General features: G+C 71.1%; 25 protein-coding genes. 10 read left to right on the forward strand and 15 right to left on the reverse strand.

Annotation, left to right across the window (positions count from 1 at the left end; genetic code table 11):
- Window positions 1–8: 8 nt before the first annotated feature.
- On the forward strand, window positions 9–758 hold the full coding sequence (locus ACIQUC_RS02920) for a hypothetical protein (RefSeq protein WP_402263030.1): 750 nt from the start codon (window positions 9–11) through the stop codon (window positions 756–758).
- Between the two features lie 107 nt (window positions 759–865).
- On the opposite strand, the gene ACIQUC_RS02925 is transcribed toward ACIQUC_RS02920, so the two are convergent.
- A complete protein-coding gene (locus tag ACIQUC_RS02925; protein ID WP_402263812.1) occupies window positions 866–1,945 on the reverse strand; it encodes a glycosyltransferase family 4 protein in 1,080 nt (359 codons plus the stop codon).
- A gap of 5 nt (window positions 1,946–1,950) precedes the next feature.
- Window positions 1,951–2,922, reverse strand: coding sequence for an alpha/beta fold hydrolase (locus tag ACIQUC_RS02930; protein ID WP_402263033.1), 972 nt, complete (start codon window positions 2,920–2,922; stop codon window positions 1,951–1,953).
- 222 nt (window positions 2,923–3,144) lie between these two features.
- Between ACIQUC_RS02930 and treS the strand changes: the two genes are divergently transcribed.
- Both treS and ACIQUC_RS02940 read left to right on the forward strand, forming a co-directional pair.
- Window positions 3,145–4,860 (forward strand): maltose alpha-D-glucosyltransferase, encoded by a 1,716-nt coding sequence (gene treS, locus ACIQUC_RS02935; RefSeq protein ID WP_031261495.1) that lies wholly within the window; start codon window positions 3,145–3,147, stop codon window positions 4,858–4,860.
- Between the two features lie 194 nt (window positions 4,861–5,054).
- Window positions 5,055–5,801: a 3'-5' exonuclease gene (locus ACIQUC_RS02940; RefSeq protein ID WP_402263036.1), complete on the forward strand. Its 747-nt coding sequence runs from the start codon at window positions 5,055–5,057 to the stop codon at window positions 5,799–5,801.
- Between the two features lie 634 nt (window positions 5,802–6,435).
- On the opposite strand, the gene ACIQUC_RS02945 is transcribed toward ACIQUC_RS02940, so the two are convergent.
- From ACIQUC_RS02945 to glgA, 3 genes are all read right to left on the reverse strand, one after another.
- Window positions 6,436–6,684: a type B 50S ribosomal protein L31 gene (locus tag ACIQUC_RS02945; RefSeq protein ID WP_022905887.1), complete on the reverse strand. Its 249-nt coding sequence runs from the start codon at window positions 6,682–6,684 to the stop codon at window positions 6,436–6,438.
- Window positions 6,685–6,825: 141 nt separating this feature from the next.
- Complete coding sequence (locus ACIQUC_RS02950) at window positions 6,826–7,608, reverse strand: ABC transporter ATP-binding protein (RefSeq protein WP_022905886.1); 783 nt, start codon at window positions 7,606–7,608, stop codon at window positions 6,826–6,828.
- Between the two features lie 9 nt (window positions 7,609–7,617).
- Window positions 7,618–8,817 carry a glycogen synthase gene (gene glgA, locus ACIQUC_RS02955; RefSeq protein WP_402263040.1) on the reverse strand — a complete coding sequence of 400 codons (1,200 nt, stop codon included), beginning with the start codon at window positions 8,815–8,817 and terminating at the stop codon, window positions 7,618–7,620.
- 47 nt (window positions 8,818–8,864) lie between these two features.
- Between glgA and ACIQUC_RS02960 the strand changes: the two genes are divergently transcribed.
- Window positions 8,865–10,106: a glucose-1-phosphate adenylyltransferase gene (locus ACIQUC_RS02960; protein WP_402263043.1), complete on the forward strand. Its 1,242-nt coding sequence runs from the start codon at window positions 8,865–8,867 to the stop codon at window positions 10,104–10,106.
- A 115-nt stretch (window positions 10,107–10,221) separates the two neighbouring features.
- The gene (gene serB, locus ACIQUC_RS02965; protein ID WP_402263046.1) at window positions 10,222–10,860 is read left to right on the forward strand and encodes a phosphoserine phosphatase SerB; all 639 of its coding nucleotides are present in this window, start codon (window positions 10,222–10,224) and stop codon (window positions 10,858–10,860) included.
- Window positions 10,861–11,006: 146 nt separating this feature from the next.
- Here serB and ACIQUC_RS02970 read toward each other — a convergent pair whose 3' ends face one another.
- From ACIQUC_RS02970 to ACIQUC_RS02980, 3 genes are all read right to left on the reverse strand, one after another.
- Complete coding sequence (locus ACIQUC_RS02970) at window positions 11,007–11,945, reverse strand: acetamidase/formamidase family protein (RefSeq protein WP_402263049.1); 939 nt, start codon at window positions 11,943–11,945, stop codon at window positions 11,007–11,009.
- Complete coding sequence (locus tag ACIQUC_RS02975; RefSeq protein ID WP_402263052.1) at window positions 11,942–13,354, reverse strand: APC family permease; 1,413 nt, start codon at window positions 13,352–13,354, stop codon at window positions 11,942–11,944. Before ACIQUC_RS02975 ends, ACIQUC_RS02970 begins: the two co-directional genes overlap by 4 nt.
- Window positions 13,355–13,492: 138 nt before the next feature.
- Window positions 13,493–14,404, reverse strand: coding sequence for a proline iminopeptidase-family hydrolase (locus ACIQUC_RS02980; RefSeq protein ID WP_402263055.1), 912 nt, complete (start codon window positions 14,402–14,404; stop codon window positions 13,493–13,495).
- An 84-nt stretch (window positions 14,405–14,488) separates the two neighbouring features.
- Between ACIQUC_RS02980 and ACIQUC_RS02985 the strand changes: the two genes are divergently transcribed.
- Complete coding sequence (locus ACIQUC_RS02985; protein WP_402263058.1) at window positions 14,489–15,220, forward strand: FadR/GntR family transcriptional regulator; 732 nt, start codon at window positions 14,489–14,491, stop codon at window positions 15,218–15,220.
- Between the two features lie 130 nt (window positions 15,221–15,350).
- Here the strand turns inward: ACIQUC_RS02985 and fabG are convergent, their stop codons facing one another.
- Complete coding sequence (gene fabG / locus ACIQUC_RS02990; protein ID WP_022905877.1) at window positions 15,351–16,064, reverse strand: 3-oxoacyl-ACP reductase FabG; 714 nt, start codon at window positions 16,062–16,064, stop codon at window positions 15,351–15,353.
- Window positions 16,065–16,229: 165 nt separating this feature from the next.
- Here fabG and ACIQUC_RS02995 point away from each other — a divergent pair, with 165 nt between their 5' ends.
- Genes ACIQUC_RS02995 through ACIQUC_RS03005 form a run of 3 tightly spaced genes read left to right on the forward strand, consistent with a single transcriptional unit; the run spans window position 16,230 to window position 17,934 of the window.
- Window positions 16,230–16,649, forward strand: a complete 420-nt coding sequence (locus tag ACIQUC_RS02995) for a DUF3099 domain-containing protein (protein WP_022905876.1) — start codon at window positions 16,230–16,232, stop codon at window positions 16,647–16,649.
- Window positions 16,649–16,957: a hypothetical protein gene (locus ACIQUC_RS03000; protein ID WP_022905875.1), complete on the forward strand. Its 309-nt coding sequence runs from the start codon at window positions 16,649–16,651 to the stop codon at window positions 16,955–16,957. The genes ACIQUC_RS02995 and ACIQUC_RS03000 overlap by 1 nt, the downstream gene beginning before the upstream one ends.
- Entirely contained in the window at window positions 16,954–17,934 is a 981-nt protein-coding gene (locus ACIQUC_RS03005) for an SURF1 family protein (RefSeq protein ID WP_402263063.1), read from the forward strand. Before ACIQUC_RS03000 ends, ACIQUC_RS03005 begins: the two co-directional genes overlap by 4 nt.
- Before the next feature lie 1,031 nt (window positions 17,935–18,965).
- Here ACIQUC_RS03005 and ACIQUC_RS03010 read toward each other — a convergent pair.
- Entirely contained in the window at window positions 18,966–20,564 is a 1,599-nt protein-coding gene (locus tag ACIQUC_RS03010; RefSeq protein ID WP_031261586.1) for an ABC-F family ATP-binding cassette domain-containing protein, read from the reverse strand.
- A 115-nt stretch (window positions 20,565–20,679) separates the two neighbouring features.
- Here ACIQUC_RS03010 and ACIQUC_RS03015 point away from each other — a divergent pair, with 115 nt between their 5' ends.
- A complete protein-coding gene (locus ACIQUC_RS03015; protein WP_402263066.1) occupies window positions 20,680–21,279 on the forward strand; it encodes a biotin transporter BioY in 600 nt (199 codons plus the stop codon).
- Between the two features lie 302 nt (window positions 21,280–21,581).
- On the opposite strand, the gene ACIQUC_RS03020 is transcribed toward ACIQUC_RS03015, so the two are convergent.
- From ACIQUC_RS03020 to sufB, 5 genes are all read right to left on the reverse strand, one after another.
- Window positions 21,582–21,911 carry a metal-sulfur cluster assembly factor gene (locus ACIQUC_RS03020; RefSeq protein WP_022906025.1) on the reverse strand — a complete coding sequence of 110 codons (330 nt, stop codon included), beginning with the start codon at window positions 21,909–21,911 and terminating at the stop codon, window positions 21,582–21,584.
- The gene (sufC, locus tag ACIQUC_RS03025) at window positions 21,911–22,684 is read right to left on the reverse strand and encodes a Fe-S cluster assembly ATPase SufC (RefSeq protein WP_402263069.1); all 774 of its coding nucleotides are present in this window, start codon (window positions 22,682–22,684) and stop codon (window positions 21,911–21,913) included. The genes ACIQUC_RS03020 and sufC overlap by 1 nt, the downstream gene beginning before the upstream one ends.
- Window positions 22,685–22,765: 81 nt before the next feature.
- Window positions 22,766–23,092, reverse strand: a complete 327-nt coding sequence (locus ACIQUC_RS03030; protein ID WP_402263072.1) for a non-heme iron oxygenase ferredoxin subunit — start codon at window positions 23,090–23,092, stop codon at window positions 22,766–22,768.
- On the reverse strand, window positions 23,092–24,360 hold the full coding sequence (sufD, locus tag ACIQUC_RS03035) for a Fe-S cluster assembly protein SufD (protein WP_402263075.1): 1,269 nt from the start codon (window positions 24,358–24,360) through the stop codon (window positions 23,092–23,094). The genes ACIQUC_RS03030 and sufD overlap by 1 nt, the downstream gene beginning before the upstream one ends.
- Window positions 24,361–25,779: a Fe-S cluster assembly protein SufB gene (gene sufB / locus ACIQUC_RS03040; protein ID WP_402263078.1), complete on the reverse strand. Its 1,419-nt coding sequence runs from the start codon at window positions 25,777–25,779 to the stop codon at window positions 24,361–24,363.
- Window positions 25,780–25,882 lie beyond the last annotated feature (103 nt).

A 25,882-nucleotide genomic window follows, 5' to 3' on the forward strand; every position in this document is an offset into this window, starting at 1 on the left:
GGGCTGACATGACCGTCGACGGATCCGGTGGTGGGGGCGCTCGGCCCGGACGGCCCCAGAGCCCCGAAACGGACGACCTCGACCGCGCGTTCGGTCCGGACACCGCATCGGTCCCGGTGCGCACGCCGCGGCAGCGGGTCGGACGCAGTGCGCTCGTGGGCCTCGGCGTGGTCGTCGCGGTCGGTGTGATCGCGGTCGTGCTCGTCACGATCGTCGGGAGCGTGCAGAACGGCGTCGGCGGGGTGTTCCCGCAGCCCGGGGCCGCCCTCGACCGGTTCGGCGGCGCAGCACGCGCACTCGACGGGGTCGAGGGGGTCCGCGACCAGGAGCCGGAGAAGACCTCGTTCGCGAGCTACGACGTCGAGTCGACCGTCACGGTGACCCCGACCCTGTCCGACGAGGAGCGCACCGCGGTCGTCGAGGGACTCCGCACCGCGACCGAGGACGCCAGCGGGAACGGTGTCCGGGTGTTCGCCGTCGCCGACCTCGGCGCACTCGAGGTCGGGATCTCGACCGACGCGAAGGTCACCCGGGAACGACTCGAGCTCGCCCGGCAGCTGGACGCCATCGGGGGTGTGTCCGCGGTCCGGTGCTCGTGGGGCGACGACGGCCCGTCGGACGACCCGGCCGACCAGACGATCACGGTCGAGACGATCGGTCGAGGCGCCGCACTCGGTGCCGTGGTGGCGAAGGCGACCGCGGAGGCGCACGCCGTGTTCCCCGGGGCGACGGTGACGGCGGTCCGTCCGTCCTCGTGACGGCGGTCCGTCCGTCCTCGTGACCGGTCGCGGGCGCGCACCGACCACGTGACCGGTCACGGGAGCGCACCGCCCGGATGACCGGCCGCGGGTGCGCACCGCCAGCGTCAGTCGGTCCCGCGGTCCTCGCGCCGGGCGACCGCCTGCTCCACCGCACGGACGACCTGCTCGGCCGACGACTCCCACCGGAACCGACCCGCCTGCGCGATCGACGCCCGTGACGCGTCGTCCCACCGCGCCTCGAGCCGGCGGACCGCGGCGGCGACCGCCGACGGCGACGTCGGGTCGAAGTACTCGGCGACGTCCCCGCCGATCTCACGGAAGATCGGGATGTCACTGACCACCACCGGTGTGCCGACGCCCATCGCCTCGACGAGCGGGATGCCGAAGCCCTCGTCGTACGACGCCGTCGCCAGCGCGGTCGCCGACCGCAGCACGGACAGGTACTCGTCGTCCGAGGCGCCGTCGTGGAACACGATCGAACCGGCGGGCGCGAGCCGCTCCAGACGAGCACGATCGGCGACGGACACGCGCGACATGCAGTGCAGCACCCAGTCCGCGCCGAGCAACGGCAGCGCGGCCGCCAGCGTCTCGACGTTCTTGTACGGCATGAACGAGCCCATGTAGACGAGGGACTTCTCGCGCGTGCCGCCGAGGCGCGGGGTCGCCGGGTCGGCGGCGTTGTACGCGACCGTGACGGGCCGCTTGGTCAGGTGGTGCTCGGCGATCAGGCCGGCGGTCGTCTCGGAGACCGTCACGACCCCGTCGGCACCGTTCAGGAGCACGCGTTGCGGCACCCAGCTGAGGTGGAAGACACGCCAACCGAGCCGGAGCGGCCACGAGAACTCGCGCGGGGGCGTACGGTTCCGATAGTAGATGAGGTCGTGCAGCGTCAGCACGAGGGCGTACCGCCGGCCGCGCGAGCCCATGGTCTGCATGGGCGAGAACACGGCGTCGAACCCCAGGCGGTTGACCGTCCGGGCGACGAACGGCTCGCCCGGCTCGGTCGGTGCCGGCAGGAGCTCCCACGGCAGATCCGACGGCAGGGACTCGAGCTGTCGCTCGTCGTGCACGAGCAGGATGTAGTCGTGCCGTTGCGGCAGGTGCGCGACGACACCGGCGGTGAACCGGCTGATGCCGTCGTGGCGCCCGATGCGGACGTACCGGCAGTCGATCCCGATGCGCAGCCGGGTCACGACGCCGCGCCGTCCGACGCGGCCGACGACCGCGGCGCACGCTTCGTGCCCGACGGCCCGCCCTTGCGACCCCGCTTCGGGGCGTCCGCCATCCGCCGCAGTACCGCGGACGCCGCGGCCCCCGGGGTCTCGTAGTGCACGAGGTGCCCGACGTCCGGCACGACGACGAGTTCGGCGTCGGGCAGTCGGGCGGCCAGGGCGCGCTGCTCGGGCACGGCGGTGATGTCGTCGCGTTCGGCCGCGATCATGAGCACCGGCACGCCGATGCGGTCGGCGTACTCGGAGACGTCGTGGGTGACCGAGGTGCGGAACGCCTCGAGCACGCTCGTCCGGTTCGCGAAGGCCGAGAAGTACCGGTCGTGCTGGTCGTGGACCCACCGCCGGAGGTCGCGGTCGTGCGACTTCACCATCGCCAGGCTCATCACGCGGACGATGGCCGGGTTCCGGAGCAGCCCGAGGCCCAGCGGCTTCGGGAGCACCGCACCGGCGCGGTAGTACCCGATCGCGATCGCCGTGCCCACCGCCCTGGGGCCCTGCAGTGCCGGGGCGGCGATCGGGTTCACGAGCACGAGCAGCCGCGTCGCGAGGCCCGCGGCCACCGTCGCGGCGACCACGATCGACCCGAACGAGTGCCCGAGCACGACGGTGTCGGGGCCGAGGCCGAGTGCCGCGTGGAAGCCCTGCAACCACGCGACGTAGGAGTCGATGTCGGAGACCGGCAGCGGGTCCGAGATGCCGAAGCCCGGCAGGTCCGGCACGATCACGCGCACCCCGACGAGGTGCGCGGCGATCGTCTCGAGGCCGTGGTGGTCCCCGCGGAAGCCGTGCACCGCGAGGACGGTCTCGTCGGCGTCGGACGGCCCGTACTCCCAGTAGTGCGTGGTGCGGCCGTCGACCTGCACGGAGCGGTGGACGACCGGGGTGGCGGCCATCAGCGACTGGTACGGGGAGAGCACGGGCGGTTGCATCCGGGCCAGTCTACGAACGCGAGCCGGTGCGCCCGGGCTGCCCCACCCGGAATCGTGGACAACTCGCAGAGGCGACCCCTCTGTGGAGGACCGGACCACCCGCGAACGTGACGCGCCTGTGGAAGACGAGCCGCGCCTCCAGGCCCCTCCAGACGCACCCGGCCCTGCCGGGTCGCTGCGATCTCCGGACAACTCCATGCGCCGCGGCCTAGCGTGTCCACGGTGACGTTCACCGCCCCGATCCAGCTCCCAGGCCTGACACTGGACCCGCAGTGGTACAAGCGCTCGGTGTTCTACGAGTGCATGATCCGTTCCTTCGTCGACTCGAACGGTGACGGCATCGGCGACATCCAGGGGGTGATCGGCAAGCTCGACTACCTGCAGTGGCTCGGCGTCGACGCACTGTGGCTCCCGCCGTTCTTCCAGTCGCCGATGCGTGACGGCGGCTACGACATCGCCGACTACAAGGCGATCCTGCCGGAGTTCGGCACCCTCGACGACTTCCGCGAACTCGTCACCAAGTCGCACGAACGCAACATGCGCATCGTCATCGACATGGTGATCAACCACACGAGCGACCAGCACGAGTGGTTCCAGCAGTCCCGCGAGGACCCGGACGGTCCCTACGGCGACTTCTACGTCTGGCGGGACACGGACACCGAGTACGAGAACATCCGCATCATCTTCGTGGACACCGAGGAGTCGAACTGGACGTTCGACCCGGTGCGCCGCCAGTTCTTCTTCCACCGGTTCTTCTCGCACCAGCCGGACCTCAACTTCGAGAACCCCGCCGTCGTCGAGGCCGTGTACGACGTCGTCCGGCACTGGCTCGACCTGGGGGTCGACGGGCTGCGACTCGACGCCATCCCCTACCTGTTCGAGTCCGAGGACGGCAACGGCGAGGGCGAACCGGAGACGCACGAGTTCATCAAGAAGCTCCGCGCGATGGTGGACGACGAGTACCCCGGGCGCGTCCTGCTCGCCGAGGCGAACCAGTGGCCGCGCGAGACCGCCGCGTTCTTCGGCACCGACGAGGAGCCCGAGTGCCACATGGCGTTCGACTTCCCGGTGATGCCGCGCATCTTCTACTCGCTCCGCGCGCAGCACGCGGCCGAGCTCAAGGCGATCCTGTCCGAGACGCTCGACGTGCCGTCCTCCGCCGCCTGGGGCGTGTTCCTCCGCAACCACGACGAGCTCACGCTCGAGATGGTCAGCGAGGAGTACCGGCAGGCCATGTACGGCTGGTACGGCTACGACCCGCGCATGCGCTCGAACATCGGCATCCGTCGCCGCCTCGCTCCCCTGCTCGACAACTCCCGCGCCGAGCTCGAACTCATCCACGCGCTGCTGTTCTCGCTCCCGGGGTCGCCGTTCCTGTACTACGGCGACGAGATCGGGATGGGCGACAACATCTGGCTCCCGGACCGCGACTCCTCGCGCACGCCGATGCAGTGGACGCCGGACCGCAACGCCGGGTTCTCCACCGCGGACCCCGGCAAGCTCTACCTGCCGGTCGTCCAGTCGCTCGTCTACAACTACGCACAGGTCAACGTCGAGGCGCAGCTCGCCCAGTCCCGCTCGCTCCTGCACTGGGTCCGGAACGTCATCCACGTCCGGAAGGCGCACCCCGTGTTCGGCCTCGGCACCCTGGCCGTGCAGGACACCTCGAACGACTCGGTGCTCGCGTTCGTCCGGTCGTGGGAGGGCTCCGGCTCCGGCCACCAGTTCGGGCCCTCCGCCGAGGACGTCCTGTGCGTCTTCTCCTTCGCCACCAACCCGACGTCGGTCACGATCTCGGCGCCCGAGTACGCGGGGCGGCCGCTGTACGACCTGTTCGGCGGCGGGTCGTTCCCGTCGTTCGACGAGTCGGGCGAGGTGACGCTGACCATGGGGACGCAGTCGTTCTACTGGCTGCACGTGGGTGCGCCGGTCGGGTAGGGGTGTCCAGGAGGCGCGGGTCGGCCCCGGTAGGGCTACCGCGCCCCCGCGCGGCTGCGCGGCTCGGTCGCGCCGCCCCCTGGTCGCGCGGCTCGGTCGGGCGGCGGTCCGGTCGGGCGGTTCGGGAGGCGCGGGTCGGCACCGGTGGGCGGGTCGCGTCTCGGCGTGTCGGTGCGTCCGGTTAGCCTGACCGCGTGACGTTCCCCACAGCGCAGCTCGACTCCCCCGCTCCGACCCAGGACCTCTCGGGTCGCCCGTGGTGGCACGCGCTCGGCGTGTTCGACCTCGAGACCACCGGCGTCGACGTCGAGACCGCCCGGATCGTCACCGCCCACGTCGGCCTGATCGACATGACCGGACGCTCCATCGTCGAGGGTGCCTGGCTCGCCGACCCCGGTGTGGAGATCCCCGAGGGCGCCGCCGCCGTGCACGGCATCACGACCGAGCGCGCCCGCGCCGACGGCCGTCCCGCTGCCGAGGTCGTCGCCGAGATCATCGCCGCGGTCGAGGCCGTGTTCGCCCGCGGCATCCCCCTGGTCATCTACAACGCCCCGTACGACCTCACCGTCCTCGACCGCGAGGCCAAGCGGCACGGCATCGCCTCCCCCGTCATCGGGAACGTCGTCGACCCGCTCGTGATCGACAAGGCGCTGGACACCTACCGCAAGGGCAAGCGCACGCTCGAGGCCGCGTCCGAGCTCTACGGCGTCACCCTGTCCGATGCCCACGACGCCGGCGCCGATGCCATCGCTGCCGGGCGTGTCGCGCAGGCCATCGCGGCGAAGTACCCCGAGGAGCTCGGCGTGTCAGCCGAGGAACTCCACCGCAAGCAGGTCGGCTGGTGCGCCGACCAGGCCTCCTCGTTCCAGGAGTACATGCGGAAGCAGCGCGACCCGTCGTTCACCGCCGACGGCCGCTGGCCCCACCGCAACGCGGGCTGAGGCGCCCGCCGGGCTCCGAACCACGAATCCGACGTCGAACCACGCCGCTCGCCTGGTTCCACGTCGGATCCGTGGTTCGACGCGCGCGCCGGCTGGCCCGCCCGCGCCCCGCACCGACGCCCGCGCCGATCCCGCACGGCTGCACAACCAAAGTCCGCCCGAGCCGCGCCATGCCGCGGCGCGAACGCACTTGCGTTGTGCGCCGGCAATCCGCGACCGCCGGCCACCCCTGCGCCATGTCGGCCGCACCACTCGGTCCGCCCGGGCCGGCCGCACCACGCCGCCCGGGCCGGCCGCACCACGCCGCCCGCGCCGCCCGCGCCGCCCGCGCCGCCCGGCCGAGCGTGACGCGACGTCGAACCACGCTTTCGACGTCGAACCACGCCGTTCGCCTGGTTCGACGTCGGTTCCGTGGTTCGAACCGTCGCCGCAGCCACGCCCCGCACCGGCCGGCCGCAACGCGCACCGCCCGCCCGCCCGCCCGCCCAACATGCCACACCCCGGCCGCACCGCCTGCACCGGACGCCCGAACCACCGGCCGCTCCACCCGACCTGCCACCCACGCCCCCGACTACGACGGAACGGGCGGCCCTCCCGCAGGAGGACCGCCCGTTCGAGCGTCGTGGACGACTGCTTACTTGCCGAAGCCCTTGAAGCGCTGGTTGAACTTCTCGACGCGGCCGGCCGAGTCGAGGATGCGCTGCTTGCCCGTGTAGAACGGGTGCGACGCGGACGAGATCTCGACGTCGATGACCGGGTAGGTCGCACCGTCGAGCTCGATGGTCTTGTCGCTGTTCGCGGTCGAACGCGTCAGGAACGTCTCACCGGAAGCCAGGTCACGGAAGACGATGGCGCGGTACTCGGGGTGGATGTCGGTCTTCATGGAGATTCCTCGGTTGCGGTGGTGGGATGTGCGCGGCACTCGTACGAGCACGACGCCGGAAGTCTGCGGCTTGCGCCAGCCGTCTACGTTACCAGATCGGCGGCCCGGAGTGCAGCAGGCGCAGGACGGACACGCGGATGATCAGGCGGCGCGTGCCGTGTACCGCCCGGCGTCCTTCGAGACCGTGAGCTCGATGCCGAACGCCTCGGTCAGGGTCTCGGCGGTCAGGACGTCGTCGATGGGTCCGGCAGCCTGCACGTGGCCGTCGGCGAGCACCAGCGCGTGGGTGAACCCGGCCGGGATCTCCTCGACGTGGTGGGTGACGATGACGATCGCCGGCGAGTCCTCGCTCTGGGCGTAGCCGCCGAGGGTCCGGACGAGGCTCTCGCGTGCGCCGAGGTCGAGCGACGCCGCCGGCTCGTCGAGGAACAGGATCTCCGGGTCGGTCATCACGGCACGGGCGATCTGGACCCGCTTCTGCTCGCCGTCGCTGAGCTCGCCGAAGGTCCGGTCGGTGAACGCACCGAGGCCCCACTCGTCGAGCACGCGCTGGGCACGGCGGACGTCGAGCTCCTCGTACTCCTCGTTCCAGCGACCCGTGACCGAGTACGCCGCGGTGAGCACGACGTCGATGACCTTCTCGGTCACCGGGATGCGACGGGCGAGCGCGGTCGACGCGAAGCCGATGCGGGGTCGGAGCTCGAACAGGTCGGCACCGCCCAGCTCGGTGCCGAGCACCTCGACGTCACCCGAGGTCGGGAACGTCTGGGCACCGGCGACCTGCAGCAGCGTGGTCTTGCCGGCGCCGTTGGCACCGAGCACGACCCAGCGTTCGTCGTCCTGCACCTCCCACGAGATCCCGTCGAGGATGGTGGCCCCGTTGCGGACCACGGAGACGTCTGACAAGCGCACGACCGAGGGCATGCGACCAGCCTAGGGGTTCTGCCCGAGCACCTCGTCGTAGACCTGGCGTGTCCGACGGGCGATCGCGTCCCAGGTGAACTCGGTCTCGACGCGGAGCCGTCCGGCGCGGCCCATGAGCTTCGCGAGCCCCTCGTCGGCGAGCACCTCGTCGAGGGTCGCGGCGAGGTCCGCCACGTACCGGTCCGGGTCCGTCGGGGTGCCGGTGCCGTCCTGCGCCTGGTCGATCGGCACGATGCGTCCGGTCAGCCCGTCGGCGACGACCTCGGGGATGCCGCCGGTGCCGGTGCCGACGACGGGGATCCCGCACGCCATCGCCTCGAGGTTGACGATCCCGAGCGGCTCGTAGATCGAGGGGCACACGAAGACGGTGCCGGACGACAGCACGTTGACGATCTCCTGGTGGGCGAGCATCCGGTCGATCCAGACGACACCCTGGCGCGTGGACCGCAGCGACTCGACGAGCCCGGTCACCTCGGCCATGATCTCCGGCGTGTCCGGCGCGCCGGCACAGAGGACGATCTGCACGTCCTCCGGCAGCGTCGCGACCGCGCGGAGCAGGTAGGGCAGGCCCTTCTGCCGGGTGATCCGTCCGACGAACACGACCGAGCGGCGCGTCGGGTCGATCCCGAGTGCGCGCACGGCGTCCTCGTCGACGGTCGGCTTCCACTCGTCGATGTCGATGCCGTTGTAGACGACGTGCACCTTCGACGGGTCGATCGACGGGTACGACCGGAGGATGTCGGCACGCATGGCCTTGGACACGGCGATCACGCCGTCGGCCTGCTCGAACGCCTCGCGCTCCATCCAGCTCGAGAGCCGGTAGCCGCCGCCGAGCTGTTCGGCCTTCCAGGGGCGCAGCGGCTCGAGGCTGTGCGCCGTGACGACGTGCGGGATGCCGTAGGTCAGCTGCGCGATCCGGCCGGCCGCGTTCGCGTACCAGGTGTGCGAGTGCACGAGGTCGGCGCCCTCGACGTCCGCCGCGATGGCGACGTCGGTCCCGAGCGCCTGGAGTGCGCCGTTCGCCTGCCCGAGCGTGTCGGGCGTGCCGTAGGACGACACGCCCGCCTCGTCACGGTGGGCCCCGAAGGCTCGGACACGCACCTCGGTGTCGGTGCCCGACCGCAGCGCTGCGGTGAGCTCGGCGACGTGGACGCCCGCCCCGCCGTACACCTCTGGTGGGTATTCCCTGGTCAACAGATCGACTCGCACGGGTTCAACGTAACCGTTCACCGGTCCGGGCGCATACTGTGAGCGGTATGGCACCAAAGAAGGTCTTCGGCATCGTCCTCGCCGGCGGAGAGGGCAAACGCCTCATGCCGCTCACGGCGGACCGTGCGAAACCAGCAGTCCCGTTCGGCGGCAACTTCCGGCTCATCGACTTCGCGCTGTCGAACCTGGTGAACTCCGGCCTGCAGAAGATCGTCGTCCTGACGCAGTACAAGTCCCACAGCCTCGACCGTCACGTCGCCGAGACCTGGCGCATGGAGGGGCTGCTCGGCTCCTACGTCGCCTCGGTCCCGGCGCAGCAGCGACTCGGCAAGCGGTGGTTCGCCGGGTCGGCCGACGCGATCCTGCAGTCCCTCAACCTCCTCCGTGACGAGCGCCCCGACATCGTCGTCGTGGTCGGCGCCGACCACGTGTACCGGATGGACTTCCACCAGATGGTCGAGGCGCACATCGCCGCCGGCCGCAGCGCCACCGTCGCCGCGATCCGCCAGCCGATCGGCCTCGCCGACCAGTTCGGCGTCATCCAGGTCGCCGACGACGACCCGACCAAGATCGAGGCCTTCCTCGAGAAGCCGAAGGACGCCGTCGGCCTCGCGGACTCCCCCGGCGAGATCCTCGCGTCGATGGGCAACTACGTCTTCGACGCCGACGCCCTCGTCGACGCGGTCCTCCGTGACGGGCAGATCGAGACGTCGAACCACGACATGGGCGGCGACATCGTGCCGGACTTCGTGGCCCGCGGCGACGCCGGCGTCTACGACCTCAAGCGCAACGACGTCCCAGGGTCGAACGAGCGCGACCGGTACTACTGGCGCGACGTGGGGACGATCGACTCGTTCTACGACGCGCACATGGACCTCATCGCGCCCGTCCCGGTGTTCAACCTGTACAACCAGGACTGGCCGATCTTCAACCAGCAGACGAACCTGCCCCCGGCGAAGTTCGTCCGCGACGCGAACGGCAACACCGGGTCCACCGTCGACTCGCTCGTCTCGCTCGGCTGCCTGGTCTCCGGCGCGCAGGTCGAGCGCAGCATGATCGGTCCGTGGTGCGGCATCGACTCCGGTGCGAAGGTCCTCGACTCGATCGTCTTCGAACGCGCGTCGATCGGCGCGGGCGCCGTCGTGAACCGGGCGATCCTCGACAAGGACGTGGTGATCGCACCAGGCGCCCAGGTCGGTGTCGACCGTGAGGTCGACGAGGCACGCGGCTTCACCGTCACCGAGTCCGGCATCACGGTCGTGGGCAAGGGCGTCCGCGTCGACGCGTAGCGTCGCGCTCGGAGCGACCAGCGACCAGCGACCAGCGACCAGCGACCAGCGGTCCAGGAGGCGCGGCTGACGTCATGGAGGCGGGCCGCGCCTCCTGAGTCGGTACCGTTGGTCCGTGCCCCGCTTCCTCGTCGTCCTCGATGCCGATTCCACGCTCCTCGAGGACGAGGTCATCGAACTCCTGGCGGACACCGCCGGGACCCGACCACAGGTCCAGGCGATCACGGAGCGTGCCATGCGCGGCGAGATCGACTTCACCGAGAGCCTCCGGCAGCGTGTCGCCACCCTGGCGGGCCTCCAGGACGACGTCTTCCGGGGCGCACAGCAGGCGGTCCGCGTGACGCGGGGCTCCGACGAACTCGTCCGTGGCGTGCACGCCGCAGGCGGCACCGTCGGCGTCGTCTCGGGTGGCTTCCACGAGGTGCTCGACCCGTTCGCCGAGCGACTCGGGCTCGACCACTGCCGAGCCAACCGGCTCGAGGTGGTGGACGGCGTCCTCACCGGGCGCGTGCTCGGCGACGTCGTGGACGCGCACGCGAAGGCCGTGGCGCTCCGGGAGTGGGCCGGTGCCGACGCCGTGCCGATCGTCCGCACCGTCGCGGTGGGCGACGGTGCGAACGACCTCGAGATGATGCGGGTCGCCGGGCTGTCGGTGGCCTTCGACGCGAAGCCGCTCGTGCGCGAGCAGGCCGACGTGGCCGTCGTCGACCGCGACCTGTCGAGCGTGCTGGCGACCCTCGGCCTGCGCGGCTGACGCGCTCCGCTGCCGCGCGGACGTCACGGGCTCAGCGACACCTCACGGCCGACCGGTGGCGTGAGGTGTCGCGCAGCGCATGGCGTCGGCGCGACCCGACCGGGTCAGCTGCCCATCCCGAGGCCGCACCGGCGGCTCGGCTCAGATCAGCCGCCCGGCAGCACCGCCTTCGGCACCCGGTGGAGCGTGACCGCCCCGACTGCGGCGAACGGGTGCAGCGGATGCGGGTCGCCGGAGCCCGTCGGACCGCCGAGCTTCGAGTCGCCCACCGCACTGAGCACCGCGTAGGCGTCCTCCGCGGTGAAACCGTGCGTGCCGACCAGGAACGCGAACGCGTCCTCGTAGCCGCGTCGGACACTCTCCTGCACGGGGTCGCCCAGGCCGACGAAGAGCCACTCGTCGGCCGTCTCGATGCGCGGCGCCCGGAGCTCGGGGCCGCCGCGCACGAGGTCGACCGACACGATCGCCGTCCCCTGGGCCTCGATCGCGACGAAGGACGACTCCCCCTCGGCCATCAGCGCGTGCACGTCACCGATCGACAGCAGCGCACCGGGCACCCGGACGGGCAGGTACACGGTCGAGCCGGGGCGCGCCTCGGTGACGTCCATGTTCCCGCCCTCGGGGTAGGCGGGCATGATCGTCGAGTGCTCCCCCGACGCCGGCGCCACGCCGATGCAGCCGATCATCGGCCGCACCGGGAACGCGTGCCGATCGGTGACGTGCACCACGCCGCCCTCGATGGGACACCGGCGTGCGAACACCCCCTCGGGCATGACGTGTTGCAGTGCACCGGAGCCCGGCAGGGAGACCGACCACCCGTGCGTCGTGAGCTCGATGTCGTGGATCGTCGCCGCCAGGGTGTCGCCGGGCTCGGCGCCCTCGACGAACACCGGGCCGGTCACCGGGTTGATCGGTGCCCGCAGTCGCTCGAGATCGTGGTGCTGGTCGAGCTCGGCGTAGACGGCGTCGGTCGTCTCGAACCCGATCGTCTCGCCGGTGCCGGGTCGGACGGTGAGCACCGGCTCGCGGTCCGCCGAGAAGCCCGGCCGACCGAGGGTGTTGGGCAGGAAGTGGTCGGGGGTCATCGCGCCTCGGCCTCCTGCGGCGCCTGCGGCTCCTCGGAACCGACCGCGGTGGACCGTCCGGTCCGTCGGTAGTAGAGGAAGACGACGGCACCGACGACGAGCCACACGATCCCACCGACCTTCGCCTCGACCGCGGCGTTCAGCAGCACGTAGCCGATGATGAGGAACCCCACCAGCGGGACCACGAGGTGGAGCAGCCAGTTCCGGGACCGTCCCTTGACGATGTAGTGCACGAACACCGAGACGTGCAGCAACATGAACCCGAAGAGCGCCCCGAAGTTCACGAGCGACGAGATCGTGTCGATCTGGCCGACGAAGAACAGCACGAGGATCGCGGAGAGCACCGACACGACGATGATCGCGGCGGACGGGACCTGGCGGCGGTTCAGCCGGTGCAGGAACGCCGGCAGCTGCCGATCGCGGCTCATCGAGAACAGCAGTCGGCTCGTCGCCGCCTGCGCGGCCATCGCGTTGGCGATCCCGACCGCGAGCACGTTCACCGCGAAGAAGGCCGTGGCCCACCCGCTCGACGATGCCTGTTCGACGACGGTGAAGAACGCGTTGCCCACCTCGGAGTCCGAGAAGGAGTCCCGCCCGGCGGCGAGGGCCGATGCGAGCCAGGTCTGCAGGACGAACAGGAACGCGACGATGACCAGCGCGAGGATCATGGCCGTGCCCGCTCCGCCTCGGCGCCCGGTGGACTCCTCCGAGAGCGTCGAGATGCCGTCGAACCCGAGGAAGCTGAGCACCGCGATGGACAGCGCGCCGGCGATGAGCGGAGCAGAGACCTTCGCCGGGTCCCACACCTGGTCGGTCGAGAACGCGGCGCCCGGCACAGATCCGCCGGTGAGGGCCACGACCGCGATGACGACGAAGATCACGACGAACACGAGCTCGACGAGGAGGAACAGGCGGTTCGCGATCTTCAACGACGAGACACCGAGCAAGTTGATGACGGTGTTGATCGCGACGAACAGCAGTGCCCAGAGCCACCGGGGCGTCCCGGGGAAGATGCCGACCATGCTCTCCGCCGCGAACACGTAGAGCAGCGTCGGGACGAGCAGGTAGTCGAGCAGGATCGCCCACCCGGCGAAGAAGCCGGCGGTGGGGTGGATGCCGCGGCCGACGTACGAGAAGACACTCCCGGCGAGCGGGATCGACTTCGCCATCTGGGCGTAGGCGAGTGCCGTGAAGATCATCGCGACGAGGCCGACGATGTAGACGAGCGGCACCATGCCGCGGGACGAGTTGTAGACGGTGCCGAAGATCGCCCACGGAGCGATCGGCACCATGAAGACCAGCCCGTAGACGAGCAGGTCGGTGGTGGACACGGAGCGCTTCAGCTCCTGCTTGTAGCCGTAGGCCTCGAGCTGCTGCTGCGCGGAGAGCTCGCTGTGCTGCTGCGACATGGTGGTTCCGTTCGGGGAGACGGTGCGTGGAGGGGGGGAAGGACGGACGGGAGGCGCGGTGCGGGGGTGAGCCGCGCCTCCCGTCCGGCGGACCGCCGGCTGGTCCCTGTGGCCGGCCCGGTGGGGCCGGCCACACGCTCAGTCGACGGGGTCGTCGTGCCCGGCGAGGAACGCCGCGACCACGCGACGGAACTCCTCGGGCTGCTCCAGGTGCGAGCAGTGGCTCGCCCCCGGGAAGACGTGCTGCTCGACGTCGGCGATGCGCTCGACGAAGGGCTGCCAGGTGGCCGGGGTCGCCTCGTCGTGCTCGCCGGCGACCACGAGCGTGGGGACGGTCACGGCGTCGAGCCGATCGATGATCGTCCAGTCGCGCATGGTGCCGATCACGTGGAACTCGTTCGGACCGTTCATGGTGTGGTAGACGGTCGGCTCGGCCTCCATCTGGGCCTCGGAGTCGACGAAGTCCTGCGGCATCGGCACGGTGCGGCAGACGTGGCGCTGGTAGAAGACCTGCGTGGCGGCGAGGTACTCCGGGTCGTCCACGGAGCCGTCGGCCTCGTGGCGCGTCAGCGCGTCCTGCACGTCTGCGGGGAGCTGGGCGCGGAGTTCGGCGGCGCCCTCCACCCAGAGCTGCATCGACGCCGGCGAGTTGCAGATCGCGAGGCTCCGCAGGTGCGCCGGGCGCCGGACCGCGATCTCGGCGCCGAGCATCCCGCCCCACGACTGCCCGAGCAGGTGGTGGGCACCGAGTCCGAGGTGCTCGACGAGGGCGGAGTACTCGTCGACGAAGAGCTGCGGTACCCAGGTGGAGACCGGTGCGTCCGGGCGGTGGGTGCTCCGACCGCAGCCGAACTGGTCGTGGTGCACGATCGTGCGCCCGGTCTCGTCCGCGAGGGCGGCGAGGTTCCGGAGGTAGTCGTGTGCCATGCCCGGGCCGCCGTGCAGGACGACGAGGGGCAGCGCACCCGGCGTGGGGTGATCGGGTTCGGTGACGCGGTACCAGGTGTGCCCGTCCTGGAACGGCATCGTGCCTTCGGTGATGCGGGACATGTCGCACAGCATGGACCGCGCAAAGGTCCCGTGCAAGACCTTTTCTGGTCCTTTAACGTGGACGAAACGAACGAGGGGAACCCGGTGGCAGAACGGACGACCGAGAGCCGGGTCGACGAGGTCGAGGACCGGCTGGTCACGGCCGTCGCGGTCGGCGAGTACCTCCCGGCGTCGCGGCTCCCGCCCGAGCGCGAGCTCGCGATCCTGCTCGGGGTCGGGCGCGTCACGGTGCGCGCCGCGCTGGCTCGACTCGTCGACCGCGGGCTGCTGGAGACCCGGCGCGGGCGCGGTGGCGGGACCTTCGTCAGGACCCAGTGGCCGGACTCCTCCTCCGACGCGGTCGGACGCACCCTCCTGGCACGGTGGGACGCCATCCGCGCCACCGCGGACGCGATCGCCCTGCTGCACGGCGCCCTCGCGACCGCGGCCGCCGAACGGATCGACACCGAACACGCGGCACGGGTCCGGGAGCGCCTCGAGGACTTCCGGGCCGCGGCGTCCGGGCTCGCCAAGCAGCAGGCCGATGCGGTGCTGCACCGGACGATCATCGACGCGGCGGGCAACGACGTGCTCGCGGCGGTGCTCGCCGACCTCGAGGGCCAGGTGTCGATCGCGGCGCCCGCGCACCTCTGGGGTGTCGCCGACGGGATGGCCGCGATGGAGGACCGGGCGCTCCACGAGCACGAGGCGATCGTCGACGCGGTCTGCGGCGGGGACCCCGTCACCGCCGGGCAGCTCGCACGGCGGCACGTGGGGATCGACCTCGAGCTCCTGGAGCGGGCGATGCTGCGTGCCGGCCAGGTGCCGCGCGCCTGACCGGCGGAGCTGGGTGCTCGGCGGTCGCCCGACCGGGGTCGGCCGACCGGGGGTCGGCTGGCCGGGGGTCGGCTGACCGGGGTTCGGCCGACCGGTGGGTCGGCCGACCGGTGGATCGGCCGACTGGTGCCTAGTGGCCCATCCCGAGGCCGCCGTCGACGGGGATGACCGCGCCCGAGATGTAGCCGGCACCGTCGCCCGCGAGGAACAGCGTGGCGTCCGCGACGTCGTCCACCGTGCCGTACCGCGACGCCGGGATCTGCTTCTTGAACTCCGCGACGAGCTCGTCCGGCAGCGCCGCGGTCATGTCGGTCTGGATGAACCCGGGAGCGACGACGTTCGCCGTGATGCCGCGGGAGCCGAGCTCACGCGTGATCGACCGGGCCATGCCGACGAGGGCGGCCTTCGAGGACGCGTAGTTGACCTGCCCGACCTGGCCGTAGGCGCCGACCACGCTGGACATGAGCACGATGCGGCCGAACTTGGCCTTCATCATGCCCTTCGTGGCGCGCTTGACCACCCGGAACGTGCCCGTGAGGTTCGTGTCGATCACGCTCGTGAAGTCCTCCTCCGACATGCGGAGCAGCAGCTGGTCGTTCGTGATGCCGGCGTTGGCGACGAGGACCTCGATCGGACCGAGCTCGGCCTCGACCTGCGAGAAGGCGGCGTCGACGCTGGCGGTGTCCGTGATGTCCGCCTGGACCGTGAGTGCCCCCTCGGGTCCGCCCTGCCCGCTCCGGGAGGTGACGGCGACACGGTGGCCGGCTGCGACGAAGCGCTCGGCGAGGGCGTGGCCGATGCCGCGGTTGCCGCCGGTGACGAGGACGGTACGGGGGGTGCTCATGGTCGCTCCGTTCGGTGTGGGTGCACGGCGCGCCGGACCCGGACCGGGTCGGACACGCCCGGAAGAGCGTACCGGAGCCGATACGCGCACCGTGTCCGCGCGCGGCGGAACCGGTTCGGCCCCCACGGAGTTAGGCTTGCTCTCGGGCAGAGGAAAGAACATCGGATGAAGACGACGCACAGCATCACCACCCTCCCGGACTCTCCGGAGCAGGACCGTGCACATCGCCTGTCCCGGTACGTCTGGCAGATGGCCCTCCGCGTGGTCTTCTTCATCGGAGCGGTCGTCGTCTGGTCGATCTGGCACACGTGGCTCGCGGTCATCCCGATCGTGCTCGCCGGTGTGATCCCGTGGGTCGCCGTCATCATCGCGAACGCCGGCAGCCGCGCCGAGAGCGACATCGTGACGCCGGCTGGTGCGATCCAGCTGTACGACGCCGTGGACCCCCGACTCCGCGAACAGCAGGAGGACGCCCGGGCCGAGGCGTACCGCGCCGAGCAGGACCGACTGCGCGAGCAGGCGCAGGACGCGCAGGCCGAGTGGCAGCGGAGCGGCGACCGTTCCCGTGTCTGGGGACGGCGCTGATGGGGGCGACGTTCGACCTCGTCACCGAACCCGGCTCGACCCCGGTGTGCTCGCGCGCCGGCTGCGTGTCCACCGCCGCCTGGCGCGTGAACTGGCGCAACCCCCGGATCCACGCCATCGACCGCGTGAAGATCTGGGCGGCGTGTGACGAGCACCGGGACTTCCTCGCCGACTACCTGCGGTCCCGTTCCTTCCCGGTCCGGGTCACGGGCATGCACGAGGACGTGGACCGACTCGACGACGAACGCGATCCGGCCGACGCCCCGAAGAACGACGTCGGTGCACGCGCAGCCGGTGACCGTCGGTGAGCCAGCAGTTCGACCCGACTTCCCGGTACGGCCGACGGCACGCGCAGAAGCTCGAGCGCGCCGCGGCAGCCTCGCCCGAACGCGGCAGCGGGAGCGCCGTCGCCGAACGTGACCCCGACGAACCGTTCGTCGGCTGGCGGTTCGTCCGCAGCAGACGATGGCTCGGCTACTTCGCCATCGCCGTGGCGTTCGCGATCGTGTGCACACTGTTCGGCATGTGGCAGTGGGACCGCCGGAACGAGGCCGTGCGCCAGAACGAGCAGGTCGCGCAGAACTACGAGCACACCCCGGTGCCCCTCGACGAAGCCCTCCCGACGGCGTCCAGCTGGGACGACGCGAAGACCTGGCTCCGGGTCAGCGTGACCGGCCGCTACGACACCGCCGACCAGCTCCTCGTCCGGAACCGCGTGCACAACGGGCAGCCCGGCTTCGAGGTCCTCACGCCCCTGGTCACCGCCGACGGCCGGGCCTTCATCGTCGACCGCGGCTGGGTGCCCACCGGCAACGCGCAGGACGCCCCCGACCACGTCCCCGCTCCCCCGTCCGGCGAGGTGACCGCGATCGTCCGCCTGCAGCAGAGCGAGCCGCGCATCCCCGGCCGCACCGATCCGGCGCACACCGACCAGGTGCAGTCGGTGACGCTGTCGGACGTCGACAAGAAGGTCGACACGCCGATCTACACGGGCGCGTACGGGCAGCTCGCCTCCGAGTCCCCCGCCCCGAGCGAGGCGCGTCCGCTCGGCTGGGAGCGCCCGACCGCCGACACCGGCCTGCACCTCAGCTACTTCATCCAGTGGTTCATGTTCGCCGCGGGAGGGTTCGGGTTCCTCGCCTACCTGATGGTGCAGGAGTTCCGGAACCTCAACCAGGACGACCCCGAGGAGCGCGAGCGCGCCCTCGAGCGGCAGCGCCGCAAGGACGCGAAGCCGAAGTCGGACGCCCAGATCGAGGACGAGCTGCTCAACGCCGGCCGCTGACGCCCCGGCGGGCGGTGCGCGTTGCGCGCCGCGTCTCGGCTGCTCGCCGGGGTCGGCGGCGTCGGCGCACCGTGCGCGGTCCGTCCCCCCGTGCGAGCTTGCCCGCACCGTGCCGCGCTGAAAGCGCGCACCCAGCGGCCACCGCCGCACCACACGGCGGAACCCGCACCGTGCGAGGGCTGCCGCAGCGCGCGAGAAGCGCCGCACCCGGCGGCCCGGAGGCACGGTGCCAGCACGCCCCGCGCCTCCAGACCGCACCGTACGCGCTCCGTCACCCCGTGCGCGCTTCCCCGCACCGTGCCGCGCTGAAAGCGCGCACCCAGCGGCCACCGCCGCACCACACGGCGGAACCCGCACCGTGCGAGGACTGCCGCAGCTCGCAAGAAGCGCCGCACCATGCGGACGGGAGGCGCGACGCCAGCCCGCCCCGCGCCTCCAGACCGCACCGTGCGCGCTCCGTCACCCCGTGCGAGCTTCCGCGCTGCGTGCCGCGCTGAAAGCGCGCACCCACCGATCAGCGTCGCACCAGACGGCGAATCCCGCACCGTGCGCCGACTGCCGCAGCGCGCAGGCAGCGCCACATCCGGCGGACGGGAGGCGCGGTCCAAGCCCACCCCGCGCCTCCGGGCCGCACAGTGCGCGGTCCGTCACCCCGTGCGCGCTTGCCCGCACCGTACGCGCTCCGTCACCCCGTGCGCGCTTCCCCGCACCGTGCCGCGCTGAGAGCGCGCACCCAGCGGCCACCGCCGCACCACACGGCGGAACCCGCACCGTGCGAGGGCTGCCGCAGCTCGCGAGAAGCGCCGCACCATGCGGACGGGAGGCGCGGCGCCAGCCCGTCCCGCGCCTCCAGACCGCACCGTGCGCGCTCCGTCACCCCGTGCGAGCTTCCGCGCTCCGTGCCGCGCTACAACCTCGCACCGAGCGGTCGACGCCGCACCAGGTGGCAAACGCCGCACCGTGCTCGCGCGAGCGCCCGCACCGCGCGCGCACCGCGCCCGCACCACCCGCGCCCGCACCGCGCGCGCCCCCTACGCGAGCTCGATGAGCTCCGCGTAGTCCTTGTTCCAGTGGTCCTCGGTGCCGTCCGGCAGCAGCAGGACGCGCTCCGGGTTGAGCGCCTCGACCGCGCCGGCGTCGTGCGACACGAGCACCACGGCACCCTCGTAGCCGGCGAGGGCGCCGAGGATCTCCTCGCGGGATGCCGGGTCGAGGTTGTTCGTCGGCTCGTCGAGCAGCAGCACGTTCGCGCCCGAGACGACGATCATCGCGAGGGACAACCGCGTCTTCTCGCCGCCGGAGAGGACGCCGGCCTTCTTGTAGCCGTCGTCGCCGGTGAACAGGAACGAGCCGAGCACCCGCCGCGCCTCGGTCTCGTTGAGGTCGTTCGACGCCGACACCATGTTCTCGATGACGGTGCGGTTGACGTCGATGTTCTCGTGCTCCTGGGCGTAGTAGCCGATCCGGAGACCGTGCCCGGGGAGGATCTCGCCGGTGTCGGGCTGGTCGGCGCCCGCGAGGATCCGCAGCAGCGTCGTCTTGCCGGCACCGTTGAAGCCGAGGATGACGACGCGCGAGCCCCGGTCGATCGCCAGGTCCACGCCCGCGAAGATCTCGAGCGAGCCGTAGGACTTCGACAGCCCCTCGGCCATGAGCGGGGTGCGGCCGCACGGGGTCGGCGTGGGGAACCGCAGCTTCGCGACGCGGTCGACGGCGCGCTCGTCCTCGAGTCCGGCGAGGAGCTTCTCGGCACGCGCGACCATCTGGTGCGCCGCGGCGGCCTTCGTGGCTTTCGCGCCGAAGCGGGCGGCCTGGTCCTTGAGGGTCGCGGCCTTCTTCTCGGCGTTCGCGCGCTCCTTGCGGCGGCGTTCCTCGTCGGCGGCACGCTGGCGCTGGTACAGCTTCCACCCCATGTTGTAGACGTCGATCGACTGGCGGTTGGCATCGAGGTAGAAGACGCGGTTGACGACCTCGTCGACGAGCTCGACGTCGTGGGAGATGACGATGACGCCGCCGGGGTAGGTCTTCAGGTGCTCGCGCAGCCAGATGATCGAGTCGGCGTCGAGGTGGTTCGTCGGCTCGTCGAGGATCATCGTCTCGGCGTCCGAGAACAGGATCCGGGCCAATTCGATGCGGCGACGCTGACCGCCCGACAGCGTCTTGAGCTGCTGGTCGAGGATGCGGTCTGGCAGCTTCAGGTTCGAGGCGATGGAGGCCGCCTCGGCCTCGGCCGCGTAGCCACCGAGCGCGTTGAACTGGTCGTCGAGCCGGCTGTACCGACGCATCGCCTTCTCGGCGACGGCGGTGTCCGTGCTGGCCATGTCGAGCGTGGCCTGGCGGATGCCCTCGACGAGCTCGCCGAGCCCGCGGGCGTCGAGGATGCGCTTGCGGGCGGTGTCCTCCGGGTTGCCGGAGCGGGGGTCTTGCGGCAGGTAGCCGATCTCGCCGGAGCGGTCGATCTTGCCCCCGGTGGGCTGGGTCTCCCCCGCCAGGGCCTTGGTCATGGTGGTCTTCCCCGCGCCGTTCCGGCCGACGAGGCCGATCTTGTCCCCCTTCTCGACGCGGAAGGACACGTTCTCCATCAGGAGGCGAGCCCCGACGCGGATCTCGAGGTCGTGCACGGCAAGCACAGCAGACGTCCAATCAGTTGGTGGATGTGCACAACGGTGTGTGCGGGAGGTGCACCGCTACGCTGACGGGACCGATGGTCCCGAACGGGACCAGCAGTCCATTCTAGGAGAATCCATGACGAACGCCACCGGGTTCGCTCGCCGCGCAGTCCTCGCCGACCGTCTGCGCACCCACGGCCTGGCCACCGATGTCGCCCTGATCGCCGGAGGCGCCCTGTTCACCGCCGGCATGGCGCAGCTCCAGGTGCCCATGTGGCCGGTGCCGATCACGGGCCAGACCCTGGCCGTCGTGCTCGTCGGGGCGACCCTCGGCGCGCGCCGCGGCTTCCTCTCGCTGCTGCTGTACGCGGTGGCGGGACTCGCCGGCGCACCGATCTTCGCCGAGCACACGGGCGGTCTCGCGGCCCTCGCGACGCCGAGCTTCGGCTACGTCATCGGCTTCGTCATCGCCGCGGCCGTCGTCGGACGCCTCGCCGAGCACCAGTGGGACCGCAAGGTCGGCCGTGCTGCGGTCGCCTTCACCCTCGCGAGCGCGATCCCCTTCGTGACGGGCCTGCCCTGGCTCGCGGTCGTCCTGGGTCAGCTCGGCGCGCCGAACGACCTGCAGTCGGTGCTCGCCGCCGGCCTGTACCCGTTCATCGTCGGCGGCATCGCCAAGGCCCTCATCGCCGCCGGTGTCCTGCCGCTCGCGTGGAAGCTGGTCGGCCGCCGCTGAATCCGCTGCTCGAAGGGCCCCGCACCGTCCGGTGTGGGGCCCTTCGACGTCCGCGGGGCGCGTGCGAGCGGGCAGGACACGCCGTCGGCCGCCCGCTCGGACCGGCGGGCCACGCCGTCCGCCGCCCGCCGAGCGGGCAGGACACGCCGCGCGTCGCCCGCCGAGCGGGCGGAACCGGCCGCTTCACTACGCCGAGCGTGACGTACTTCGCCCGCTCGGGGCGCGCCCGGGACCCGGCCACAGACGGACGGGAGGCGCGGTGCCAGCCGGCACCGCGCCTCCCGTCCGTCAGGGGGTCGCGACTAGATCGAGAACCCGAGCGCGCGCATCATCTCGCGCCCGTCGTCGGTGATCCGCTCCGGACCCCACGGCGGCATCCAGACCCAGTTGATCCGGAACGCGTCGACGATGCCGTCCAGCGCGTTCGCCGTGTCGCCCTCGATGACGTCCGTCAGCGGGCAGCCCGCACTCGTCAGCGTCATGCTGATGACGAGCGCGGTCGCCTCGTCGTCCCAGGCGAGGTCGTAGATGAGCCCGAGGTCGACGATGTTCACGCCGAGCTCCGGGTCCTGGACCTCCTTCAGGCCCTCGACGACCTCGTCGAACTTCTCCGGTGCGAGTGCGGTGATCATCAGGCCTGCGCCTCGGCGGCCGCGGCCTGCACGTAGCGGTCGTAGCCCTCGTTCTCGAGGCGCTCGGCGAGCTCCGGGCCACCCTGCTCGGCGACCTTGCCCGCGACGAACACGTGTACGAAGTCCGGCTTGATGTAGCGGAGGATCCGCGTGTAGTGCGTGATGAGGAGCACACCGAGGCCGGTCGCGGCCTTGGCGCGGTTGACGCCCTCGGACACGATCTTCAGCGCATCGACGTCGAGCCCGGAGTCGGTCTCGTCGAGGACGGCGAACTTCGGCTTGAGGAGCTCGAGCTGCATGATCTCGTGGCGCTTCTTCTCGCCACCGGAGAAGCCCTCGTTGACGTTGCGCTCGGCGAAGGCCGAGTCCATCTTGAGGTCGGCCATCGACTGGCGGAGGTCCTTGACCCAGCTGCGGAGCGCGGGGGCCTCGCCGTCGATCGCGGTCTTCGCGGTGCGGAGGAAGTTCGACACCGTGACGCCCGGGATCTCGACCGGGTACTGCATCGCGAGGAACATGCCGGCGCGGGCACGCTCGTCGACGCTCATCGCGAGGACGTCCTCGCCGTCGAGCGTGATGGAGCCGCCGACGACGTTGTACCGCGGGTGGCCGGCGATCGTGTAGGCGAGGGTGGACTTGCCGGAGCCGTTCGGCCCCATGATCGCGTGGATCTCGCCCTCGTTGATGGTGAGGTCGACGCCCTTCAGGATCTCCTTGGTGCCCTGATCGGTGTCGATCGAGACCTGGAGGTCACGGATTTCGAGAGTGGACATTGCGTTCCTTCGGTTGCAGCTGGTGCGCGGCGTCAGCCGCGGGACGTGTGTGGGGCCGGGGTCGGCCGGGACGGGAGGGGCTCAGTCGACCGGGACGGGGTCGTGCACGTCGACGTAGACTTCGCCGTCGCGGACCTCGACCCGGAAGACCGGGACGGGCTCGTAGGCGGGGAAGTTCTGCGGCTTGCCGGTGGCCAGCGAGAACCGGGACCCGTGGGCCCAGCACTCGAGCGTGTCGCCCTCGACGAACCCCTCGGCCAGGGAGATGTCCCCGTGCGTGCAGGTGTCGCCGATCGCGTGCACGGTGCCGGCGGAGTCCTTCACGATGGCGACCGCGGTGCCGTCGACCACGGCACGCATCGGGCTGTCCACCTGGATGTCCGCCTCGGAGCAGACCTTCGTCGACATCAGGCGGACGCCTCCGGTGCCGCGTCGGCGATGACCGAGCGGCCCTCGGCGAGCTCCTGCTCGACTGCGGCGATGAGGCGTTCCTCGAGCTCGGGCGCGCCGATCTTCTGGATGACCTCGACGAGGAAGCCGAGCACGACGAGACGACGCGCCTCTTCCTCGGGGATCCCGCGGGACTGCAGGTAGAACAGCTGCTCGTCGTCGAAGCGGCCGGTCGCACTCGCGTGGCCGGCACCCTCGATGTTGCCCGTCTCGATCTCGAGGTTCGGGATGCTGTCCGCGCGCGTTCCGTCGGTGAGGACGAGGTTGCGGTTCTGCTCGTACGAGTCCGTGCCGTCACCGGCACGGCCGATGAGCACGTCGCCGATCCACACCGTGTGGGCGCCCTGGCCCTGCAGCGCGCCCTTGTAGTTGACCCGACCGCGCGTGTTCGGCGCGTCGTGGTTCACGTAGACCTGCTGCTCGATGTACTGGCCGGCGTCGGCGAAGTACACGCCGTACATCTCGGTGTCGGCGCCCTGCGCCCCGAGGTGCGTCGACGGGTTCACGCGGACGACCGCGCCGCCGAGCGACACCACGACGTGCTTGAGGAAGGCGTCACGGCCGACCTCGGCGAAGTGGGTCGACACGTGCACGGCGTCGTCGTCCCAGTCCTGCAGGGTGACGACGGTCAGGCGCGCGCCGTCGCGGGCGACGATCTCGACGTTCTCGCTGAGGAGTGCCGAACCGCGGTTGTCGAGCACGACGATGCCCTGTGCGTGCGCCTCGGCCGTGATGACCGTGTGCGCCGCGCGGGGCTGCGTGCCGAAGTCCGAGCGGGTGATCGTGAGGAACTCGTGCGCCTCGGTCGCCGTGACCGTGACGGCGAGCACGGCGTCGCGCGCGGTCCAGGCTGCGGCCGCGGCGCGGTCCTCGGGCAGGCCGGCCGTGCCGACGCGCGGGTCGTCGCTGCGGACCCACTCGACGTCGGCACCGTCGGACTGGCGGGCGAGGAACGGGTACGCGGAGCCGTCGAGCCCGCCGTCGAGCAGCGGCTGGAGCTTCGCGAGGGGTGCGAACTTCCAGTTCACCTCACGCCCGGTGACGGTCGGGAACGCGTCGATGTCGCCGGACTGCGGGCGCTCCGAACGGGTCTGGACGGGGACCTTGGCGTCCGGGGCGTCCCAGCCGCCGTCGGTGTGCGCGCCGGCGCCGTGCTGAGCAGGTGCTTGAGCAGCCGCGGACGGCTCGATCGGCTGGTCGATGTGGGGAGGGGTGGTGCTGGACATCTAGCCGACGGATCCTTCCATGCTCATCTCGATGAGCTTGTTGAGTTCGAGTGCGTACTCCATCGGGAGCTCGCGGGCGATCGGCTCGATGAAGCCGCGGACGATCATCGCCATCGCCTCGTCCTCGGGCATGCCGCGGGACATGAGGTAGAACAGCTGCTCCTCGCTCACGCGGGAGACGGTGGCCTCGTGGCCGAGCTGGACGTCGTCGACGCGGATGTCGATCGCCGGGTAGGTGTCCGACCGGCTGATCGTGTCGACGAGCAGCGCGTCGCACCGGACGGTGTTCGCCGCGTGGTGCGCGTTCGGGTCGACACGGACCTCGCCGCGGTACCCGGCACGACCGCCGCCGCGGGCGATCGACTTCGACACGATCGAGGACGTCGTGTACGGCGCCATGTGGATCATCTTCGCGCCGGCGTCCTGGTGCTGACCGGGACCGGCGAAGGCCACCGACAGGGTCTCGCCCTTGGCGTGCTCGCCCGCGAGGTAGATCGACGGGTACTTCATCGTCACCTTGGAGCCGATGTTGCCGTCGATCCACTCCATCGTGGCGCCCTCGTGCGCGATCGCACGCTTGGTCACGAGGTTGTAGACGTTGTTCGACCAGTTCTGGATCGTCGTGTAGCGCACGCGGGCGTTCTTCTTCACGATGATCTCGACGACGGCCGAGTGCAGGGAGTCCGACTTGTAGATCGGCGCCGTGCAGCCCTCGATGTAGTGGACGTAGGAGTCCTCGTCCGCGATGATCAGCGTCCGCTCGAACTGCCCCATGTTCTCGGTGTTGATGCGGAAGTACGCCTGCAGCGGGATCTCGACGTGCACGCCCTTCGGGACGTAGACGAACGAGCCGCCCGACCACACGGCCGTGTTCAGCGCGGCGAACTTGTTGTCGCCGGCCGGGATCACGGTGCCGAAGTACTCCTCGAAGATCTCGGGGTGCTCGCGGAGCGCGGTGTCGGTGTCCATGAAGATGACACCCTGCTGCTCGAGGTCTTCACGGATCTGGTGGTAGACGACCTCGGACTCGTACTGCGCGGCGACGCCGGCGACGAGGCGCTGGCGCTCGGCCTCGGGGATGCCGAGCTTCTCGTAGGTGGCGCGGATGTCCTCGGGGAGGTCCTCCCACGACTGCGCCTGCTTCTCGGTGGAGCGCACGAAGTACTTGATGTTGTCGAAGTCGATGCCGGTCAGGTCGGCACCCCACGTCGGCATCGGCTTGCGACCGAACAGCTGCAGGCCCTTGAGGCGGTTCTTGAGCATCCACTCGGGCTCGCCCTTGAGGTTCGAGATGTCGGTCACGACCTCCTCGGAGATGCCGCGGCGCGCGGAGGCGCCGGCCGAGTCGGAGTCGGACCAGCCGAACTCGTATTGGCCGAGCCCTTCGAGCTCGGGACGGTCGATGAGCACGTCGGACATGGTCTCCTCGTTTCCTTCTCGCGGCAGCGTTCTGGGTGTCAACCCGTGGCGTCTGGACGCCATTCCACCGCAGACCGCCGACAGGCGGCCACGGTGTTGCTCC

Origin of the sequence: Curtobacterium sp. NPDC098951 (genome assembly GCF_044759965.1) — a bacterium.
In the GTDB taxonomy this organism is placed as follows: domain Bacteria; phylum Actinomycetota; class Actinomycetes; order Actinomycetales; family Microbacteriaceae; genus Curtobacterium.

What these genes read in the sequence shown, in the direction of transcription:
- ACIQUC_RS02960 (WP_402263043.1), top strand. Translation starts at nt 8,865, where the DNA reads ATGGCACCAAAGAAGGTCTTCGGCATCGTCCTCGCCGGCGGAGAGGGC.
- ACIQUC_RS03015 (WP_402263066.1), top strand. Translation starts at nt 20,680, where the DNA reads ATGACGAACGCCACCGGGTTCGCTCGCCGCGCAGTCCTCGCCGACCGT.
- ACIQUC_RS02975 (WP_402263052.1), bottom strand. Translation starts at nt 13,354, where the DNA reads ATGTCGCAGCAGCACAGCGAGCTCTCCGCGCAGCAGCAGCTCGAGGCC.
- ACIQUC_RS02970 (WP_402263049.1), bottom strand. Translation starts at nt 11,945, where the DNA reads ATGACCCCCGACCACTTCCTGCCCAACACCCTCGGTCGGCCGGGCTTC.
- ACIQUC_RS02980 (WP_402263055.1), bottom strand. Translation starts at nt 14,404, where the DNA reads ATGTCCCGCATCACCGAAGGCACGATGCCGTTCCAGGACGGGCACACC.
- ACIQUC_RS02930 (WP_402263033.1), bottom strand. Translation starts at nt 2,922, where the DNA reads ATGCAACCGCCCGTGCTCTCCCCGTACCAGTCGCTGATGGCCGCCACC.
- ACIQUC_RS02945 (WP_022905887.1), bottom strand. Translation starts at nt 6,684, where the DNA reads ATGAAGACCGACATCCACCCCGAGTACCGCGCCATCGTCTTCCGTGAC.
- fabG (WP_022905877.1), bottom strand. Translation starts at nt 16,064, where the DNA reads ATGAGCACCCCCCGTACCGTCCTCGTCACCGGCGGCAACCGCGGCATC.
- ACIQUC_RS02995 (WP_022905876.1), top strand. Translation starts at nt 16,230, where the DNA reads ATGAAGACGACGCACAGCATCACCACCCTCCCGGACTCTCCGGAGCAG.
- sufC (WP_402263069.1), bottom strand. Translation starts at nt 22,684, where the DNA reads ATGTCCACTCTCGAAATCCGTGACCTCCAGGTCTCGATCGACACCGAT.
- ACIQUC_RS02920 (WP_402263030.1), top strand. Translation starts at nt 9, where the DNA reads ATGACCGTCGACGGATCCGGTGGTGGGGGCGCTCGGCCCGGACGGCCC.
- sufD (WP_402263075.1), bottom strand. Translation starts at nt 24,360, where the DNA reads ATGTCCAGCACCACCCCTCCCCACATCGACCAGCCGATCGAGCCGTCC.
- ACIQUC_RS03030 (WP_402263072.1), bottom strand. Translation starts at nt 23,092, where the DNA reads ATGTCGACGAAGGTCTGCTCCGAGGCGGACATCCAGGTGGACAGCCCG.
- ACIQUC_RS03000 (WP_022905875.1), top strand. Translation starts at nt 16,649, where the DNA reads ATGGGGGCGACGTTCGACCTCGTCACCGAACCCGGCTCGACCCCGGTG.
- ACIQUC_RS02950 (WP_022905886.1), bottom strand. Translation starts at nt 7,608, where the DNA reads ATGCCCTCGGTCGTGCGCTTGTCAGACGTCTCCGTGGTCCGCAACGGG.
- sufB (WP_402263078.1), bottom strand. Translation starts at nt 25,779, where the DNA reads ATGTCCGACGTGCTCATCGACCGTCCCGAGCTCGAAGGGCTCGGCCAA.
- ACIQUC_RS03020 (WP_022906025.1), bottom strand. Translation starts at nt 21,911, where the DNA reads ATGATCACCGCACTCGCACCGGAGAAGTTCGACGAGGTCGTCGAGGGC.